This window comes from Wolbachia endosymbiont (group A) of Sympetrum striolatum (genome assembly GCF_947250715.1).
GTDB lineage: Bacteria > Pseudomonadota > Alphaproteobacteria > Rickettsiales > Anaplasmataceae > Wolbachia.
In genome coordinates this window covers 1,266,806-1,285,330 of the sequence record NZ_OX366342.1, presented here as the reverse complement: position 1 = coordinate 1,285,330, position 18,525 = coordinate 1,266,806, and the positions used below count along the sequence as shown (strand labels likewise).

General features: G+C 35.7%; 18 protein-coding genes and 1 tRNA gene. 10 read left to right on the top strand and 9 right to left on the bottom strand.

Features of this window, described 5'->3' with window-relative positions:
• Positions 1-127 precede the first annotated feature (127 nt).
• Genes pdxH through OOK87_RS06255 form a run of 3 tightly spaced genes read right to left on the bottom strand, consistent with a single transcriptional unit; the run spans position 128 to position 1,792 of the window.
• Positions 128-721: a pyridoxamine 5'-phosphate oxidase gene (pdxH, locus tag OOK87_RS06265; protein WP_253309549.1), complete on the bottom strand. Its 594-nt coding sequence runs from the start codon at positions 719-721 to the stop codon at positions 128-130.
• A gap of 16 nt (positions 722-737) precedes the next feature.
• Positions 738-1,553 carry a bifunctional DNA-formamidopyrimidine glycosylase/DNA-(apurinic or apyrimidinic site) lyase gene (mutM, locus tag OOK87_RS06260; RefSeq protein ID WP_253309550.1) on the bottom strand — a complete coding sequence of 272 codons (816 nt, stop codon included), beginning with the start codon at positions 1,551-1,553 and terminating at the stop codon, positions 738-740.
• A 17-nt stretch (positions 1,554-1,570) separates the two neighbouring features.
• On the bottom strand, positions 1,571-1,792 hold the full coding sequence (locus OOK87_RS06255; protein WP_253309551.1) for a hypothetical protein: 222 nt from the start codon (positions 1,790-1,792) through the stop codon (positions 1,571-1,573).
• A gap of 19 nt (positions 1,793-1,811) precedes the next feature.
• Here OOK87_RS06255 and OOK87_RS06250 point away from each other — a divergent pair.
• Positions 1,812-1,884, top strand: a tRNA-Thr gene (locus OOK87_RS06250).
• Between the two features lie 53 nt (positions 1,885-1,937).
• Here OOK87_RS06250 and OOK87_RS06245 read toward each other — a convergent pair.
• The 3 genes from OOK87_RS06245 to OOK87_RS06235 form a co-directional block, all read right to left on the bottom strand.
• Positions 1,938-3,464 (bottom strand): acyl-CoA carboxylase subunit beta, encoded by a 1,527-nt coding sequence (locus OOK87_RS06245; RefSeq protein WP_253309552.1) that lies wholly within the window; start codon positions 3,462-3,464, stop codon positions 1,938-1,940.
• 107 nt (positions 3,465-3,571) lie between these two features.
• Entirely contained in the window at positions 3,572-4,492 is a 921-nt protein-coding gene (locus OOK87_RS06240) for a hypothetical protein (RefSeq protein WP_264688366.1), read from the bottom strand.
• Between the two features lie 15 nt (positions 4,493-4,507).
• Positions 4,508-4,696: a hypothetical protein gene (locus OOK87_RS06235; RefSeq protein WP_264688365.1), complete on the bottom strand. Its 189-nt coding sequence runs from the start codon at positions 4,694-4,696 to the stop codon at positions 4,508-4,510.
• 129 nt (positions 4,697-4,825) lie between these two features.
• Here OOK87_RS06235 and der point away from each other — a divergent pair, with 129 nt between their 5' ends.
• The 7 genes from der (at position 4,826) to OOK87_RS06200 (ending at position 14,065) form a co-directional block, all read left to right on the top strand.
• Positions 4,826-6,151 carry a ribosome biogenesis GTPase Der gene (der, locus tag OOK87_RS06230; protein ID WP_253309555.1) on the top strand — a complete coding sequence of 442 codons (1,326 nt, stop codon included), beginning with the start codon at positions 4,826-4,828 and terminating at the stop codon, positions 6,149-6,151.
• On the top strand, positions 6,148-6,678 hold the full coding sequence (locus tag OOK87_RS06225) for a disulfide bond formation protein B (protein ID WP_253309556.1): 531 nt from the start codon (positions 6,148-6,150) through the stop codon (positions 6,676-6,678). Before der ends, OOK87_RS06225 begins: the two co-directional genes overlap by 4 nt.
• Complete coding sequence (locus tag OOK87_RS06220; protein WP_253309557.1) at positions 6,653-7,195, top strand: demethoxyubiquinone hydroxylase family protein; 543 nt, start codon at positions 6,653-6,655, stop codon at positions 7,193-7,195. The genes OOK87_RS06225 and OOK87_RS06220 overlap by 26 nt, the downstream gene beginning before the upstream one ends.
• 170 nt (positions 7,196-7,365) lie before the next feature.
• Positions 7,366-11,034, top strand: a complete 3,669-nt coding sequence (locus OOK87_RS06215) for a collagen-like protein (RefSeq protein WP_264688364.1) — start codon at positions 7,366-7,368, stop codon at positions 11,032-11,034.
• Between the two features lie 4 nt (positions 11,035-11,038).
• Positions 11,039-12,367: a hypothetical protein gene (locus tag OOK87_RS06210; protein WP_253309560.1), complete on the top strand. Its 1,329-nt coding sequence runs from the start codon at positions 11,039-11,041 to the stop codon at positions 12,365-12,367.
• 114 nt (positions 12,368-12,481) lie between these two features.
• Positions 12,482-13,462 (top strand): phospho-N-acetylmuramoyl-pentapeptide-transferase, encoded by a 981-nt coding sequence (gene mraY, locus OOK87_RS06205; RefSeq protein ID WP_253309561.1) that lies wholly within the window; start codon positions 12,482-12,484, stop codon positions 13,460-13,462.
• Between the two features lie 6 nt (positions 13,463-13,468).
• Positions 13,469-14,065 carry a ribonuclease HII gene (locus OOK87_RS06200; protein ID WP_264688363.1) on the top strand — a complete coding sequence of 199 codons (597 nt, stop codon included), beginning with the start codon at positions 13,469-13,471 and terminating at the stop codon, positions 14,063-14,065.
• 14 nt (positions 14,066-14,079) lie between these two features.
• On the opposite strand, the gene virB9 is transcribed toward OOK87_RS06200, so the two are convergent.
• The 3 genes from virB9 to OOK87_RS06185 all read right to left on the bottom strand — a co-directional run bounded on the left by virB9 (position 14,080) and on the right by OOK87_RS06185 (position 15,825).
• A complete protein-coding gene (gene virB9 / locus OOK87_RS06195; protein WP_253309562.1) occupies positions 14,080-14,865 on the bottom strand; it encodes a P-type conjugative transfer protein VirB9 in 786 nt (261 codons plus the stop codon).
• Between the two features lie 187 nt (positions 14,866-15,052).
• A complete protein-coding gene (gene mlaD, locus OOK87_RS06190; RefSeq protein ID WP_264688362.1) occupies positions 15,053-15,508 on the bottom strand; it encodes an outer membrane lipid asymmetry maintenance protein MlaD in 456 nt (151 codons plus the stop codon).
• Between the two features lie 2 nt (positions 15,509-15,510).
• Positions 15,511-15,825, bottom strand: coding sequence for an NADH-ubiquinone oxidoreductase subunit NDUFA12 family protein (locus OOK87_RS06185; RefSeq protein WP_253309564.1), 315 nt, complete (start codon positions 15,823-15,825; stop codon positions 15,511-15,513).
• Positions 15,826-15,889: 64 nt separating this feature from the next.
• Here OOK87_RS06185 and OOK87_RS06180 point away from each other — a divergent pair, with 64 nt between their 5' ends.
• Complete coding sequence (locus tag OOK87_RS06180) at positions 15,890-17,356, top strand: proton-conducting transporter transmembrane domain-containing protein (protein ID WP_264688361.1); 1,467 nt, start codon at positions 15,890-15,892, stop codon at positions 17,354-17,356.
• A gap of 45 nt (positions 17,357-17,401) precedes the next feature.
• Complete coding sequence (rodA, locus tag OOK87_RS06175) at positions 17,402-18,505, top strand: rod shape-determining protein RodA (protein ID WP_264688360.1); 1,104 nt, start codon at positions 17,402-17,404, stop codon at positions 18,503-18,505.
• The last annotated feature ends 20 nt before the right edge of the window (positions 18,506-18,525 follow it).

Sequence of the window (18,525 nt, the reverse complement as noted above, 5' to 3'; positions counted from 1 at the left end):
TAAGTCACTTTAGCTATAAAATTATAAGTTATTTGCTCTTTTTTATCCTTAATCCAGAATTCGGATTAGTAGGGTGTCATCCAATTCTCAATGGTAAATTAAGAAGGGTCTGCAACAACGAATGTAGCTAGGGATATAATTGCTCTATTTTCCAATTGCTTCCCTCAACAAGAGTATATCTAAACCTAGTGTGTCTCCTATATTCACCTTCTTGCCAAAATTCAATTACTTTTGGGATTACGCAAAATCCCACCCAAAAGTCAGGACGAGAAACTTGTGTATTGTAAAATTCTTTCTCCTTCAATTTTATAGCTTGCTCAAAATCTTGCCAATCTTTCAGAATGCTCGATTGTTTTGAGCACCATGCGCTAATTTGACTATCGCGCGCTCGAGAAGAGAAGTATTTGTCAGTTCTTTCATCGTTTAGAAGTTTAACATCTCCTTCAATTCGCACTTGCCTAGCAAATTCTATCCAGTGAAACACTAATGCAGCTTTAGGGTTCTCGGTCAGTTCTTTTCCTTTTCTACTATTTATGTTAGTGAAGAACACAAAACCTTCTTTACTATATTCCTTTAGTAATACTACTCTTGCAGATGGAATGCAGTCTTTGCTACAAGTTGCTAGCGTCATTGCAGTTGGTTGTTTACACGGAGAATTAAGTACTTCTTCATACCACTTTGAAAACAAGTTAATCGGATCTTTTTCAGGTAAAAATGTCATATTCAAAAATAAAATCTTAATTCTGACATACGTTGCAGAAATAAGTGCTACGGCCATTTTGTCGTATAAGTGTTATGATATTGTTGCAGATTTTGCAAGGTTTTTGAACTTTACCATATACGTAAAAGTTATTTTGAAAGTATCCAGCAGATCCAGATGGCTGTGCATAATCTTTCAGTGTTGAACCGCCTGCAGCAATTGCATCACTCAGAGTATTTTTTATTTCAGCAGCAAGTTTTTCGCACTCTCTATAGGTCAAGTCTTTTGCTGACCTGAGTGGTGATATGCGGGCTCTAAACAAACTTTCAGAAGCATATATATTGCCTACGCCAACTATTAATTTATTGTCCATTAATGCTGATTTGATATTCACTTTTTTGTTTTTCAGCAACTCCTGTAAATAGTCTCCACTGAATTCATCCGTGAGGGGCTCTATTCCAAAACCATCAAAAAAATTTATTTCTTGTTCTTTGCTTAAAATAATAACTAATCCAAATCTTCTTGGATCATTAAAGATTATTGAAGTATTATCGGAAAATAAAAATACCACGTGATCGTGCTTATTCCGCACTTGATCATGGTCAGCATATATAAGCTTTCCGCTCATGCCAAGATGTATGATTACAGCCATACTACCATCTGTATTCCAGATCGTATACTTACCTCTACGCTTGATGTTGCGTATGACTTTGCCCTTTAGCATATCATCAATATTTTTTGTTATTGGGGCACGTAAATTCCAATTATTAACTATAACATTGCTAATTTGCTTGTTTTTAATTTTATCAAGCAAAAAGTTAGAGATTACTTCTACTTCTGGTAGTTCTGGCATGATACCTCCTTCAAAACTTAAGTTTCTGATGGTAATTTTGTCGTTAAAGCTTCCTCAAATACGTTTGGGTATTCTGCGGCGCTTCTTCCTAAAAATTCCTCACCACAAACAAATTTTGAAAGGGGTCTGCTTTGTCTACTCTGTTGCTGCTTTTTTCTTTTCAAAATATTTTGCTTTAAAGCTTTCGCTAATCTTTTTTTCTCCTCTTCTTTTTCCTTATTCTTTTTTGTATTATTCATTATCATAATGTATAAACTTGCCGTTGTAGCTCAGGTGGTAGAGTACGTCATTGGTAATGACGAGGTCCCAAGTTCGAGTCTTGGTAACGGCACACTGATTACACTTATAATATTGCATAACTTGCAAGCAAGGCCTAAAAGAAAGTTACAGAGGTAAGTTGTCATGCTTTTTCCATATCCTTTCTACTTTCTTGTTTTTGAGTAGCTCTAATGCTTTGTGAAAGTGATGCCTTGTTTTACTTGGCACTATAATGTCATCAATGTATCCATGTGATGCAGCAAAAAATGGATTAGCAAATTTCTCTTTATATTCTTTGATTAACGTTTGCTGATCTTTTTCATGCCTAAATATAATTTCAACTGCACTTTCAGGGCCCATTACAGCTATTTCAGCAGTTGGCCAAGCATAATTTATGTCACCTTTTAAATGTTTCGAGTTCATAACGATATATGCACCACCATACGCTTTTCTAGTGATAAGGCTAATTTTCGGCACAGTTGCTTCAGCGTAAGCGTAAAGCAGTTTCGCTCCGTGTTGTATTATATTATTGTATTCTTGGTTTGTACCAGGTAAAAACCCCGGAACATCAATAAGTGTGATGATCGGAATGTTAAATGCGTCACAAAACCTTACAAATCTTGCAGCTTTTCTTGAAGAATCAATATCCAAACATCCTGCAAGGTGCATGGGTTGATTTGCAACAATACCAACAGTATTTCCTCCAATTCTACTAAAGCCAATTATAATATTACGAGCAAAATCAGGTTTTAGTTCAAAGAATTTCTTCTCATCACAAACTTTTTCAATGAGTTCATACATATCATAAGGAGTGTTAGGATTGGTAGGAACTAGAGTGTTTAAGGATTCATCAATCTCATTAACATCATTACAGGTTGGTACAGATTTCGGTGATTCTTGATTATTTGCTGGTAAAAAGGTAAGGAATTCACGCATTTTGAGTAGCATCTCAACATCATTATTGAATGCAAAATCTGCCACTCCTGTTTTGCTTGTATGAATTTTTGCTCCACCGAGGTCTTCGAAGCTTACATCTTCATAGGTAACCTTTTTTACTACATCTGGTCCGGTTATAAACATGTATGAACTATTCTTTACCATGAAAGTAAAGTCAGTTAATGCTGGAGAATAAACAGCCCCTCCTGCACATGGACCCATAATTAAAGAGATTTGTGGTATAACGCCCGATGCATTTACGTTTCTTTGGAAAATTTCTCCATAACCAGCAAGGGAATTTACTCCTTCTTGAATTCTGGCTCCACCAGAATCATTTAGTCCGATAATTGGAACCCTGGCATTAATTGCCATATCCATAATTTTGCATATTTTTTTTGCATGTGACGCACCAAGTGACCCACCAAAGACAGTAAAATCTTGCGAGTAAACGAAAACTTTTCTGCCATAAATAGTACCATGACCAATCACTACTCCATCACCTAAAAAATTAGCATTTTGCATGCCAAAATCAGTTGCGTGATGCTTCACGAATTTATCGTATTCTTCGAACGAATTTTCATCGAGTAATACACTGAGCCTTTCTCTAGCAGTTAATTTCCCTTTTTCGTGTTGTTTATTGATTCTGTTAGAACCGCCTCCTTTTTCAGCTTCTAGTGCTTTGGTTTTTAGATTTTCTAGTATTTCAAAGTCTTGCATACAATAAAGTAGTTTTCAAATTAGTTGTAGACTTTATTAAGTTTACAAACCCTATTAACTATACACATACACTATTGCTATATGCAACAGTGTATGTATGATAATTGTTAATGCGCTGGTAATTCCTGGCCACTACTTTGAGAATGTTGTGGTTGACTAACGTTTTCTAGAACAGAAGAAGGTAAACTAACTTTACTGCTTTTCGTTTGTGCAAAACTTTTAGCAGCTTCAACAACCTTGCTTATACGAGGTTCTTTTTCTAGCTCTTTTAGGTACTTTGAGAAGATTTCACAACTTTTATCATCAATATGTACTATTATTTTGCCAAAGCTTGAGGCATTTTCTGGTTTGTCAGCCTTTTCAGAAGATAGAGTCATTACAATCTTTTCACTGTTGCTTATTGGAAAAGTCATCTGTAATCTGCCCTTTATATTATGATATTTTCCATCTTGTATTCGTATTACATTATCTCCTTCCCCAATCTTTAATGCTCCATCTAAATTTTGAAATTCTGGATTACTCAGGAATTTTGCAGGAATCACAATGCTTGCTTCTGGACACTGTATACAATAAAATTTATTATCTCTTTCTACTATAACATCTTTTATCACATTTTCTTCTCCATCTTTTTCAATGCCCTCACATACAATTTGTTTTAGATTTGATAAATAGCTGTTATGTTTTTCCAGTAGACTTGTTGGCAATAACTCCAAAACTTTCTCACTCACATAAGTGCCTGTTGAAACTAGGTCGGATATTTTTAACGAAAGAAGATCTAGTTGATGTTTTTCATGAATGGACAACTCGAACTTCTTTAGCAAGTGCACATTAGATATCAGATAATCTATTATTGATAATTCTTCGAAGAACACATAGTACGGCATGCCAAACCTGATCTTTTGACTTTCTCCAAGTTCTACAGATTTTATCCATTTCTTTATCATTTGTCCCACAGTCAGTCGCTTCTCACCACATAACCTAAAAGCTTGACGTATAGCTTCCAATACATTCGAGATATTTTCTTTCATACGTTCATCAACTTGTTAATATATTGCTCCATCTAATTGAAATTCCGACATCACTTCTGGACGGTTCATTTCTTCTTCGAGTTTTTCACACGATGCCCTAAATTCAGGCGTATCTTCATCCTCAGACTCATCCATAGCCTCATCTTCAAAATGCCTGCCATCATCTAGAGAACTAAGCTGCTCATTTATATCTTGCCCTACCATATATCCCCCTACTTGACATAATAAAACAAGAAATTCTAGTTGTATTATGCTCGCGTGATCTATAAAGTCAATAGTTAAATTGCAAGATTTCGGTTATAATTTACTGTGTATAGAAGGTGCTCTTAAATTATGCTAAAAATCGCTATAGTAGGCCTACCAAATGCTGGTAAATCAACTCTTTTTAATAGATTGGTGGGAAGAAAAGCAGCGGTGGTCAGCAATATTCCAGGGGTTACACGAGATAGAAGAGAAGGAATAGGCAGAATTAGCGATTTAGAGTTTAAAGTTATAGATACAGGAGGATGGAACGACCAAACTAATTTTTCACTACAAGTTATTGAACAAATAAAATTTTCTCTATCCAATTCAAACATCATTTTCTTTCTTGTTGATGCAAAAGTGCAAAATGAGCAAAACAAAGAATTTGCAAAGTGGCTGAAGAGAAAAATAAATAAACCTGTGATACTGATAGCAAATAAATGCGAGAGTCATAAGTCTGAAAATGTTGATTATTTGCAGTTTTTTGATTTTCTTGGCCCGGTGTATATCTCTGCCGAACATAATCTTGGCATGGTTGATCTTTATGATGCATTAGCTGATGTTATTGAAAATTTGAACGAAAACACTGATCTATTGGGCAATGAGTCCAGTAAACTTAGAATTGCAATCATCGGTCGCCCAAATGTCGGAAAATCAACTTTTTTAAACAGCCTACTTACAGAAAACAGAGTAATAGTGAATTCAGAGCCAGGCACCACACGTGATTCTGTAGATATTGTATATGATCATAATGGGGAGCTAATTACTCTCATTGATACTGCAGGAATCCGCAGAAAGGCGAATGTTATAGATGACTTAGAATCAAGATTTGTTGAAAAAAGCTTAGAATCAATCAAGCGCTCTCATGTGGTAGTTTTAATGCTAGACTCCCTAGTTGGTATTGAGCAGCAGGATTTATCAATTGGTGAAGCTGCAATTAAGGGAGGGAAAGGGATTATTGTTGTTTTAAATAAGTGGGATTTAATAGGTAAGGATGACAGAAGTAAGTTAATAAAATTTGTCAAACAACAGGAAGTGACTCGGTTATTCTTGGAAGTGCCAACTGTAACAATTTCTGCATTGAAAGGCATGCGCTGCGGCGATGTGATAGATAAGTGTCTTGAAGTGAGTGAATCTTTGAACAAGAAAGTCAGCACTGCAAAACTGAATAAGTGGCTAATTGATGCTTTAGATAGGCACTCTCACCCGCTTGTAAAAGGTAAAGCAGTTAAAATGAAGTATATCGCTCAAATTGGTACTAAACCTCCAGCTTTTTCTTTGATATGTAACATACCTGAAAGTGTTGATGAAAGTTATAAACGCTATTTAATTAATGATCTTAGAAAAAATTTCTTCGTAGATGGTGTGCCAGTCAGATTACTTTTGAAAAAAAATAAAAATCCCTATGCAAAATGAATACTCTGCTTTATACTTTCAGGGGTCTTTATAATAATTTACTTAAAGTCGTGTGTAATAACTCCAGAATTCCTACAATCTTTCTGCTATCAAGTGCTTTTGCTCTAATTTTTGCATATGTGCTAGAATATTTTTTCAACATGCTGCCATGCAAGTTATGTACATACGAGCGGGTAGTTTACTATGTTGCAGGGTTACTTGCAGTAGTATGCATGCTTAAAGACAACAAAATTCTAATCTATGCAACGTTTTGCAGCTACCTCATAGGTGCAGTAATATCTTTTTATCATGTAGGTCTTGAACTCCACTTATTTCATGATGTTTTAGGTTGTACAGAGCAAGCAAGTGGTAACGTTAGTATAGAAGAGCTCAGAAATAATCTACTAAATCCTAATTACTCTCCATCTTGTGACAGACCTCATTACGTTCTAGGTGTTTCCTTAGCAACATGGAATTTAATTTATCTCATAGCAGCTCTGTTCGTATCAGGTAAGGTGTATTGTGGAGAAAGAAAGAAATCTAAATAATTTAAGGTACAGCAACAATCAGTTCTTGCAACAGGCAATTAGAGTAAATCATGCTGGGGAATATGGAGCTATTTGCATTTATTCTGGTCAAAAATTTATTCTTAAAAAATCTTCTATAATCAATGAAATAATTGAAATGGAAGAGCAGGAAAAAAAGCATTTTCACTATTTTAATGAGAAAATCAAAGAGCAAAAAGTTCGTCCTACTGTTTTGTTGCCAGTTTGGCGTGTTTTAGGAGTGTCACTTGGCGTTGCAACTGCCATTATGGGCAAAAAAGCTGCTATGGCTTGCACTGCTGCAGTTGAAGAAGTTATAGGGGAGCACTACAAAGAGCAAGTTTCACATTTAGAAGATGGGGAATTAAGAGAAACTATAAGTAAATTTCGCGACGAGGAGTTAGAGCACAAAGATATTGCAATTCAGCACAATGCTGAAAGCGCATTTGGCTACAACATTTTATCTTCATTCATAAAAACAGGCTGCAAAACTGCTATTTACTTGTCCAAGTTAATTTAACTAAGCAGCTTTCTTAAAGTGTTTTTAATGTTATGATGACAACAGAAACCAGGAAGGAATTCAAGTGTAACAATTATTTTATAACTATATTTACATATCACCATTATTAATCAATAATTAGTGTTTGTAAATTAACTGTGTCTAAAACATAGACCACAAAGGAAGGGAAAATGCGTTTTAAACTAGAAAAGGAAGATGCCCCAGGTAAAGACTGTAGTAACGCAACTCGTTATGTGATAACTACTAAAGTAAGAGTAAATAACGAAACAACAGTTAGTCTACCTACTACATCTTACGTTATTATTGATGAGCCTAGAGGTCAGCGCCTTATTGTGATTGACTATAGCTGTGGAACACAAAAGGTGCTGAATGGTTTATCTCAAGGACTACAACTAAAGCTAGAAAAAGTAGGAGATGACAACAAGTTAGCTTTGGTTACTGACTCAGGTGAATATTACTATTATTACCATGATGGCAATATTATTAATATAGCTACTATTGATTTTATACCTCAATCCCGCAAGAATGGTGAATATGTTCATGTATATGATTATGATACACGTTCTATAAAATTTAAACCACTTGAAAGTAGTAAGGTTTTAATAGATTCAAAAGATGTAATAAGTAGTAAAAATATGAGTCTTATTGGCAATAGACTTGATATACGAATTGGAGACAATTTTTTTAAGGGATCGGAAAATCAATTATACCAATCTTACAGGAGTGTTGAGGTATATAATTCCACTGGTAGTAAGGTTGGTATGTTGAATAATGTTGTTCCAATATTCGATCGGAGAAGTGATGATTTCAAATTATTTCCTTTTCATGGAATAAAGAGATTGAATGTGAAAAATAGCTATTTCGCAACAGAAAAATTAGGTAATAATTATGTTGGCTGCATATCAGATGAAAATAGCGAATGTAAGAATTTTTATGGTTTAAAACCTGATTTTGTAGGATATAACTACAGCCATAACTTAGATTTATATCCTTATTATTATAACTTAGAAAATTTTGGTAACTTTTTGGAGGTTGATGTGGTGAATACTAGAGAATTTGAAGACTTAAAAGCAGAAGTTCAACATTTAAAAGAGCAAATTAAGCAATTAAGACATACAGAACAAGTAGAAGGAATGCCTAGACTTCCAGGTTATCGAGGTCCTCCAGGTTATCGAGGTCCTCCAGGTGATAAAGGTCTAAGAGGTTATGAAGGTTTTCCAGGTCCTAGAGGTATTCCAGGTATTCCAGGTGAAAAAGGTAGACAGGGCGAGCCTGGGTCGCCAGGCTTTAGAGATCATTCAGGTCTTCCAGGTGGAAAAGGTTATCCAGGTCCTAAAGGTGAGCCAGGAAGAGATGCAAAGCCCGAGAATGTGGCAGCTATTTTATTATCAAGTGAACTAGAAAGATTCGAAAAAGCGCTGTTTAATACACCTATAACTGAATTAAAAGGTAAAACACTTAATAACTATGTTACTCAAGACCTGCCGAAGGAAATTGCAAATAATAAAAACTTAAAAAAAAGTATAAAGGGTGAAAAGGGCGATCAAGGATTAAGAGGAGAAGTTGGTTCTCCAGGTCCAGTAGGTCCTAAAGGTGAGCCAGGTTATCCAGGTCAAGATGGTAGAGACGGAACCCCTGGTCCTAAAGGACTAGATGGACCTCCTGGGCCAAGAGGTTTGCCAGGTCAAGGAGGCGAACCAAGACCACGTGGTCTCGATGGGCTGCCAGGCATACCTGGAGAAAAGGGCCAAAAAGGCGAGTTTTATGCAGTCTCAGGACTAACAGGAAAGCCAGGTCCTAAAGGGGATCAAGGTCATCCAGGTCTAAATGGGTTGCCTGGAGAGAAAGGTGACAAGGGTGATCAAGGTTATTCGGGTTACGGCTATCTAAGCCAAAAGGGTGATCCAGGTGAACCTGGATCACCAGGACTAGATGGAATGCCTGGAGGACCAAAAGGTGAAAAAGGAGAAGCTGGTGGCCCACAAGGTCCAAAGGGAGAAAAGGGAATGCCAGGGTTGAGTATAACGAGTCCAAAAGGAGATCGTGGAGAAACGGGATTGAAAGGCTCAAAGGGGGATATAGGGCCACAAGGCCCTAAAGGCAAACAAGGTGATTTAGGGCTTATAGGGCCACAAGGCCCAAGTGGAGCGAAGGGAGAGAAAGGTAATGAAGGTAGTAGTGGTCCTAAAGGGCTGAGAGGTTGGAAAGGTGAATCTGGTTTGCAAGGTAAAGAAGGAGCGCAAGGTAAAGCTGGTAAAGATGGAACCCCGGGTTCTAAAGGAGCAGATGGAGCTCAAGGTCTTAGAGGTCCAGTAGGTCCAAGAGGCTTTAATGGCACGCAAGGAGAAAAAGGTGCTCAAGGTCTAGTAGGTCCTAAAGGTGATAAAGGAGATTCAGGTCCAGTAGGTCCTCAAGGAGTTGCTGGAGCGCCAGGTGTGTCTGGTAATAAAGGGGATGCTGGTCCTAAAGGCGATATGGGTGATAAAGGAGATACCGGAGCGCCGGGTACGGCTGGATTAAAAGGTGACAAAGGAGTAGATGGATTACCAGGGATGCCTGGAATAAAAGGTGATCAGGGAGACATAGGTCCTAAAGGCGATATGGGTGATAAAGGAGATACCGGAGCGCCGGGTACGGCTGGATTAAAAGGTGACAAAGGAGTAGATGGATTACCAGGGATGCCTGGAATAAAAGGTGATCAGGGAGACATAGGTCCTAAAGGCGATATGGGTGATAAAGGAGATACCGGAGCGCCGGGTACGGCTGGATTAAAAGGTGACAAAGGAGTAGATGGAGCGCCAGGTGTGTCTGGTAATAAAGGGGATGCTGGTCCAAAAGGCGATATGGGTGATAAAGGGGATACTGGGTTGCCAGGAATGCCTGGAGAAAAAGGTGACCAAGGAAATGCAGGTCCAAGAGGCCCTCAAGGAAATAAAGTTGCTCAAGGTCTAGTAGGTCCTAAAGGCAACACAGGAGCGCCTGGTCCTAAAGGCTCAAAGGGAGAAGATGGAATAGGTGCTGCAGTTGCTGATCAGTTTCTGCGCAAGATGAATCAAACAAAAATTGAAATTCAGAACGCTCAGAAAGCAGCAGAGGTAGCTAAAAGCGCTTCTGAAAAATCTGCCAAAGAAGCTAAAGATTTTAAAGAAGAGGCTGACAATTTTGTTGATAAAGCATTTCGATCAGAACAAAATACTCAAGCACTTTATAGTAAGGTAAAGGATATATTTTGTAAAACAAAACCTACAGATCAAGTTTGTACTGCACGTATAAAGAAGAGGGAAATTAAAAATTCAGACAATCTGCCAGTTACAAGTGGAGCAGGTAGACCAACTTCATTTATATCTCAAGTAATAAATTTCTTTTATCCTTTTGTAAAACAAGATGAATATAAAATAGAGAATAAAATACAAGAGCTTAATCAAGTGGCAAAAGTAATGGATGCAGCAGATATTGCTATAAAATTTGAAAAAGTATTAGAAGAAACAGCTTCAAAATGCGGCATTCCAAAGAAAAGCCTAAATTTTGATCCAGTAAAACTACAGTCAACCATTCTAGATAGGTCATTATTTAATGATGAAAGTCGTAACGAGCTGTTAAAACTCTTATATTTATCTGCAAAAAAATCATGTCCAAATTACAAACAAACTGATAGATTTTTGACTACTTTCAAAGATCGTATGGAAAGAACATTAGAAAACAATGAGCAACAAAGGGGGTTTGTTAATATTGAGAAAACAGCAACAGATAACGAGCAGCCAAGGAGTTTTATGAGCGATGTCACTCCTCCAAGTAGTTTCAAGGCGATTGATCTGAAGGCTGTTAATTGTTTAAGGTAATAGTATGGGAAATACATTTAGAATAGATAATAAAGATCCGCTCTATAAGAAGCTGATTAAACTTCCTACTGCATATTACAGGTTAGAGATTAATAACAACAAGTATACTATTCGTTCACACATTGGTACGGCTGAGTTGGGTGATACTATTAGTGATTTAAAGTTACAGAAGCTGGGTGATAAAATAGTTTTATATAAGGGAAAATCACCTCTGAAAGTGAAAAATAAAGATGGTGAAGAAGAGAATCTTATTATAGAGCAAGAAGATATCATAAGTGCAAACAGGGACAATATTATAGAAAAGCTTAGATCAAAACCAATAGAGATTTCGCTTTACCACATAGAAGACATTCCATATTTTGGTGCCAAATTACCCATTTCTAGACACAGTACAACAACTGAAGTACTAAACTTCATCAATTTTAATGATGAAAATGATCCAGTACTACAGAAGATCAAAGGAGAAAATGGTGGACTTTATTTTACAATAAAAGATGACAATATCTATATATCAGACAAAAATGGAAAGTGTCTTCCAGTGTGTAAAGATGACAGCTGCTATAAGTATCAATACACAAAAGATAAATGTGGTGTATTAACAATAAGTGATGTATCAACAATAATAGGCAATTTAACCGAGACTAACAACGAAAAGCAGAAATTCACTTTGCAAAAAGGGGAAGAGTTATCGGATAACATCTATGAAGCAAATGTTGCCTTGAATGATAAGCCCATAGCTACTTTACCAAAAATAGGTTACTACATGCTCGATGATCAATTGGTCATGCGTAATCATGTTACGAAAGAGGAGGTAATTGTCCCAAGGGATTTTCACTATTTAAAAGTTGTTAAATTTAATAATGATGATTATAAATTAACGTTTTGTAATTTTTTAGGTAATGAATTCTTTGAATATAAAAAATACGATCCACAGTATTCGAACGTTTCAGATGAATATAAATTCATAAGTTTGAGTTGTATGAAAGAAAAACGTAACCTAAATCTTGGTGAGTTACTTAGCCATCGGCCATCGTTTTTTATTACAGAAGGAATTGCTGAACCAGATTCTCTAGGTAACCATCAAGCTGTAGTGTTCGAAGTAATAAATAGTGGAAAGGGTGAAAAAAAGGCTACATTGACTGATGAATTTGGTTATTTTGATAAAAATAATAAGTTTCACTATTATGATTATCATAAAAAAACGGAATATGATACTTATGATTCTTCTGAGATTAATCTAAAAGAAATGTATAAATGGACAGATAAAAATAGCGAATTTTGTTTTGCAGAAGATAACAATATAATTCTTCATACTATTCCAGAGTTATTGTAATTATGCGCACCAAATTAAGGAAGAATGAAGCGAAAGAGGGATAGGTTATAGGATGACAGAAGTTGGCTTTATTAGCTATAGGTGGTATGATACTTAGTCAATTTAAGTAAGCAGATGATCTTAGCTACAAAAGTATTTTTTACCTCATTTGTTTTTGGGTTTATTCTTTTTCCCTATTTTATAAAGCTTCTAAAAAAAATAAGTAAAGATGGGCAACCAATTAGATCATGTGGACCAGAAAGTCATTTAATAACAAAAAAGAATGTACCACCTATGGGCGGAATAATAATACTGATTTCTTCTTTATTACCAATTTTACTCTGGGCTCAGTTAACACTAGAAATTTTGCTGCTGATATTGATAACTCTATTTTTTGCTCTACTTGGATTTATTGATGATTATTTAAAATTGAAGACAAATCACTATCGAGGTTTAAGTGCAAAAACCAAAATACTTATTCAGTTTATTGTAACTCTGGTTAGTATGTCTATACTTAAGCTATACTCTGCTGAAGGTTTTACAAAAACGTCTCTATTTAAAGGAGTAATAATCGACTTTGGCTATCTATATGTTCCGTTTGCTGCGTTTGTAATTGTCGGCTCTGCTAATGCTGTGAATCTCACAGATGGTTTGGATGGCCTTGCTGCAACTCAAGTCATCACTTCCTTTGCTTTTTTGGGGCTAATTGCATATATAACTCAAGCAGATATGAATATTACTTTATTCTGCATTGCATTTATAGGAGCTATTTTAAGTTTCTTGTGGTTTAACACACATCCAGCAAAAATATTTATGGGTGATGTTGGAAGCCTGTCAATTGGTGCAGCTTTAGGGTTAACTAGCGTTTTAATGAAGAGAGAAATGCTTTTTGCCGTTATTGGAATAATCTTTGTAATAGAGACTCTATCTGTGATTATTCAGATATCATATTTTAAATATACAAAGTTTAAATATGGAGAAGGAAAAAGAGTTTTTCTTATGGCACCAATACATCATCACTTTGAGAAGAAGGGATGGTCAGAAAATGTAATCGTTATGAAATTTTGGATAATTTCTATTATCTGTTCAGTTTTTACTATAACTTTCTTATTATAAAAACCTATGAAATACCCAGACTTTACATTAGAAAATAAATTATCAGGAGTGATAGCAGGAGTGGATGAAGTTGGAAGAGGTCCGCTAGCTGGTCCAGTAATATCCGCAGCCGTAGTGTTTATTGATAGAAATACAATTATTGATGGAATCAACGACTCGAAAAAGTTGACTCCTCAATGTAGGCAAGTCCTATATGAAAAAATAACATCCGTTGCAAAATTTGGTATAGGAATGGCAAGCGTAGAAGAAATAAATTCATACAATATCTTGCAAGCAACAAAACTTTCAATGAAACGTGCGTTGATAGACCTGGAACTAGAATTAGATTATGTGCTAGTTGATGGTAATCAACCACCTGAAGTGAAATGGCAAGTGAAATCCATAGTAAATGGTGATAATTTGAGTACATCAATTGCAGCAGCTTCAATCGTTGCAAAAGTTACGAGAGATCGGCTTATGCAAGAATTGCACAATAAGCATCCTGAATATAATTGGTATAAAAATAAAGGATATGGGACAAAAGAGCACCTTAACGCTATTGGCCTTTATGGAATTACAGAACATCATAGAAAAAACTTTGCACCCATATCTCGGGCATTATAGCCTTTAGATAGTAATCACTTACCTTTTTTGAAAGGCATGTTTTCATTAAATAGGCAAACTGTACTTGATCCATTCCTTAAGGTAAACACTGAACTCACCCTTTCGATTATCAGGTAGTTGTCAGCTGTACGGAAGTTTACTAAAGACTCATACCCTGCAGAATCAACCATAAAAACTGCCGGGAAATCAGAGTTTATTTTATTGAATTGTAGATATGTAAATTTTCCGTCATCAAAAACCTTAATTGGTATTATTGACTGACTGCCTTTAACGTGCGAGATGGAATAATTAAAATTTAAGCCCTTCTTTACAACTTCAATGTCGTTTATATCAGGAATAATGGTATGACTAGCTTGTTCGAAGATATCGCCGTTATTTGTTGTGTAAATCTCATCACTGCTAAATAATGGATAAAGAAACCTTACTTCATATGCTAATTTTGGATCATCTAGTCCAGTTGCTTCTTCAGCATGAAGTTCAAAGTAATAAACTCTTTTATTGGTAATTATAGTTGCGTTAGTATCGGCAATATCATCTATAGGCTTAATAAACAATCTGTTACCTTGAGGAAGGAGTTGCCAACCAGTTGAATCACCCATTGAAAGGTTTTGTATTACCTCCCCTGGTTCAAACAATATGCTGGATTGATAACCATAAAAACCCGTATACTTATGTATAGCTTGTGGGTTATAATTTATTACCTTTATGTGATTATCTCCAGCTATTGAACGTGGCTCCTGTTTTGCAAGTGCATCACTACCACAAAAAAACAACAGTACGGCAAACAGTAAACCAATCATAATATCAAAATAAATTAATCTTCATTTTATCATTGATAGACATGCACTGCAACTGTTAAGCTGTACTATAAACCCCAATTATAGGTTAGCAAGGGGTAGAAAAGGCAAGAAATAAGGCAAACTCCTTAAATACTTTAGAACTACAGGAGGCTTCACCTGAACGGATATACTTGGAATCCTGCCATTTTCACTTCGTAAACATACCAAGAATTCTGTCCATTATTCCACCCATATTTGCTTCAGCTTGAGTATACTCTATTTTACCACCGTGCAAGATTAGTTTAATATCTGATCCAGGTGATATATTAACAAATTTACTGCCAACAACTCCACTGCTAGTGATCAGAGCTGAACTATCAATTGGCAATTTTATGTCTCTGCTTATACACATGTCGATTCGTGCTACGTAGGTAGCTTTGTCAAGTGATACACCAGTTATGCTTCCAACGTCCACACCAGAGATCTTGACACTATCACCAACTCCTATACCGTTAGCGTTAGCAAAAAGACCATATATTTTATAGCAATCCTTGTAGTTTTTCTTTATGTAAGATAGCTTATCAATAGCAAAGAAAACCAGAAAAATAGTGAAAATTAATACAAATAATCCAGCGGTTATTTCAAGTATATTTGACCTTCGCATCTTTAGTTATCAGGACTCCAGCTTTTATAGTAATTTTTCACTTTTTGGTTTGGATAGTATGCATCTTTTGTACCCGTTAAATTAGGAGTATGTTTTACTTTTCTTTTTTTATTATTAACTGGTACTACATTATCAGTATAGTGAAGCCATATATGCCATTCCGGAGACACTGTTGTAGGCTCAGAAACACTGCTATACATAACCCACCTTTTTCCTTTACTTGATTCATAATAAGAATTTCCATTTTCATCTCTTCCTACAAATTTATCTTCTCTTCGTAATAGGCGTTTTATTGCGTTACAAATTTTAGATAACATAAGAGTATTAAAACAAAAAGTATTATATATACTAATACTTTAACGATATATTAACAACAATTTAATGCAATTACCAATTTTACAAGTTATTATACCAATAATTGCATCAATGTTTTGCTTTCTTACCAAGAAACACAAGGTATCTTGGTTTATTTCTTTTATTGCAACAACAATCACTCTTATCATTTCATCGATACTACTCGTTAAAACATATAAAGGCGAGATTATAACTTATCACCTTGGAGACTGGGCTCCTCCGTACGGCATAGAGTTAAGAATCGACGTGTTAAACTCCTTGATTCTAACTTTGGTGAATTTTATAGCGCTGATAAGTGTGCTTTATAGCTTTTATATTAACGAAAAAGAAATTAGCAAAAACAAAATCACTGGTTTTTACTCTCTATTTCTACTGTGCTTAAGCGGACTGCTCGGAATTCTAGTAACAAACGACATATTCAATCTTTATGTTTTTTTGGAAATTTCATCTCTTTCTTCTTATGTATTAGTTTCAATGGGAAGGGATAAAAAAGCCTTGGTTGCAGCATTTGAATATCTAATTAGTGGCACTATAGGGGCAACGTTTTACTTGTTTGGTGTTGGGCTTTTGTACTCCATGACAGGAACGCTCAATATGTCTGACATGGCTGAAAGAATAGTTCCATTATACGATAACAACATCATAAAACTTGGCACATTGTTCATTTTTGTTGGTCTCTCAATTAAAATGGCACTGTTTCCATTAAGCAGGTGGCTGATTAATGCATATAGTGAGGCGCCAAGTTTCATTAGCATATTCTTTTCAGGCACAGTGACAAAAGTGATGATATATGTTTTCATTAGGATCTTCTATACTGTTTTCCATCAGAATTTCTTCTTATTTAAACCATCACTAAGCAACGTGATAATTATCCTCGCACTTTGCGCTGTTATATTTGGGTCAATATCTGCAATAACTGCAAAAGATATAAGAAGACTGCTTGCTAATTCTAGTGTCAGCCAAATTGGTTATATAATTTTAGCACTGAGTTTTAACTCAAAAACAGGTGTATTTGCAGCAATTCTTCACATAGTAAACCACAGCATAATAAAAACATCTTTATTCATGGCTGCAGGATGTATTTCTTACAAATTTGATACAACAAAAATAGAGAATTTATCGGGACTCAAGAAATCAATGCCTTATACAGCACTTGCGTTTACTCTACTTAGTTTAGAATTAGTCGGTGTGCCGCTAACAAATGGCTTTGTAAGCAAATGGTATATAATGAAAGCAGTTATAGAATCTCGCGCGTGGATTTCCCTGATAGCTTTTGCTGCCGGTTCTTTTCTTGCACTAATATACATGTGGAAGATGGTAGAGAAAATGTATTTTGAAAATAGTGCAGCATCAAGCGCTGGAATGACACTAGGCAAAATTAATGATGTGCCATTTCCTATGCTTTTCTGTCTATTGTTTATGGCAGCTTTAACAATAGTAACTGGAATATATAGCACTCCAATTCGGTTAGTAGTTGAGAAGTTGGTTTTTTGATTTTTATCTTTGTTTCATATTTTACTATACTTTAAGGTTATAAGTGTGGATAGGCTGAAGAAGATTCATTGGTTATTAGTCATTAACGTGATAGTGCTGTTTTGCGTTGGCATTGCTGTTCAATACTCTTCTGCTGGAGGAAAGTGGGTACCATTTGCAATTCACCAAATAGTCATATTTTCCTTCTTTTTCCTACTCGCTATAGCTATGTCATTCATAGAGCTAGATTTTTATTTGAAGCACGCCTACTTTTTTTATATAGCAGCAGCGATTTCGCTATTAGCAGTAAATTTTTTTGGCTCGCACATAATGGGTGCGACGAGGTGGATAAGAATTGGGTCAATTAGTTTGCAACCATCAGAATTTGCAAAAGTAGGCTTAATACTTGCGCTTGCTCGTTATTTTGATAAGCAAAGTGTGTATAAAATGATGGAATTTAAAAGATTGCTTAAGGCGGTAATAATTATTTTCTTGCCTGTATTCTTGGTGTTAAAGCAACCTAATTTAGGCACAGCTGTGATAATGTTGTTTATAGGAGCATCAATTATATTCACAGCAGTAATAAAAAGAGCTCATTTAGTAATTTGTGGGACGCTTGGCATTTTTGCAGTACCGGCTATTTGGCCTTTTTTACGTCCTTATCACAAGCAAAGGATATTGTCGTTTTTGGATTCATCAGTGGATCCACTTGGAATAGGTTATAATGCGCAGCAATCTCAGATAGCTATTGGTTCAGGAGGTTTGCTTGGTAAGGGCTTTGTTAACGGAAGTCAAACTCAACTTGGATTTTTGCCGGAGAAACGTACGGATTTTGCTTTTGCAGTGCTGAGTGAGGAGTGGGGCTTTTTAGGTAGCATGGCTTTAATTTTGCTTTATACCTCATTACTTGGCATAATTTTCTCTATCGCTTATAGGTCGAAAAATTATTTTTCTAAGTTAGTATCTATCGGGATTTTTGCTTTTTTTGGCGCTCATTTTTTTATAAACATTGGAATGTCAATAGTCCTCTTGCCTGTGATAGGCGATCCACTGCCATTTCTTTCCTATGGAGGAAGTACAACTGCTGCAAGCTTGATATGCATAGGATTATTGCTGGCAATAAAAGCAGATGAACAACAAAATGCTTGTATTTCACCTATGCTAAAGTAAAATTAAACTTTACTTAATAG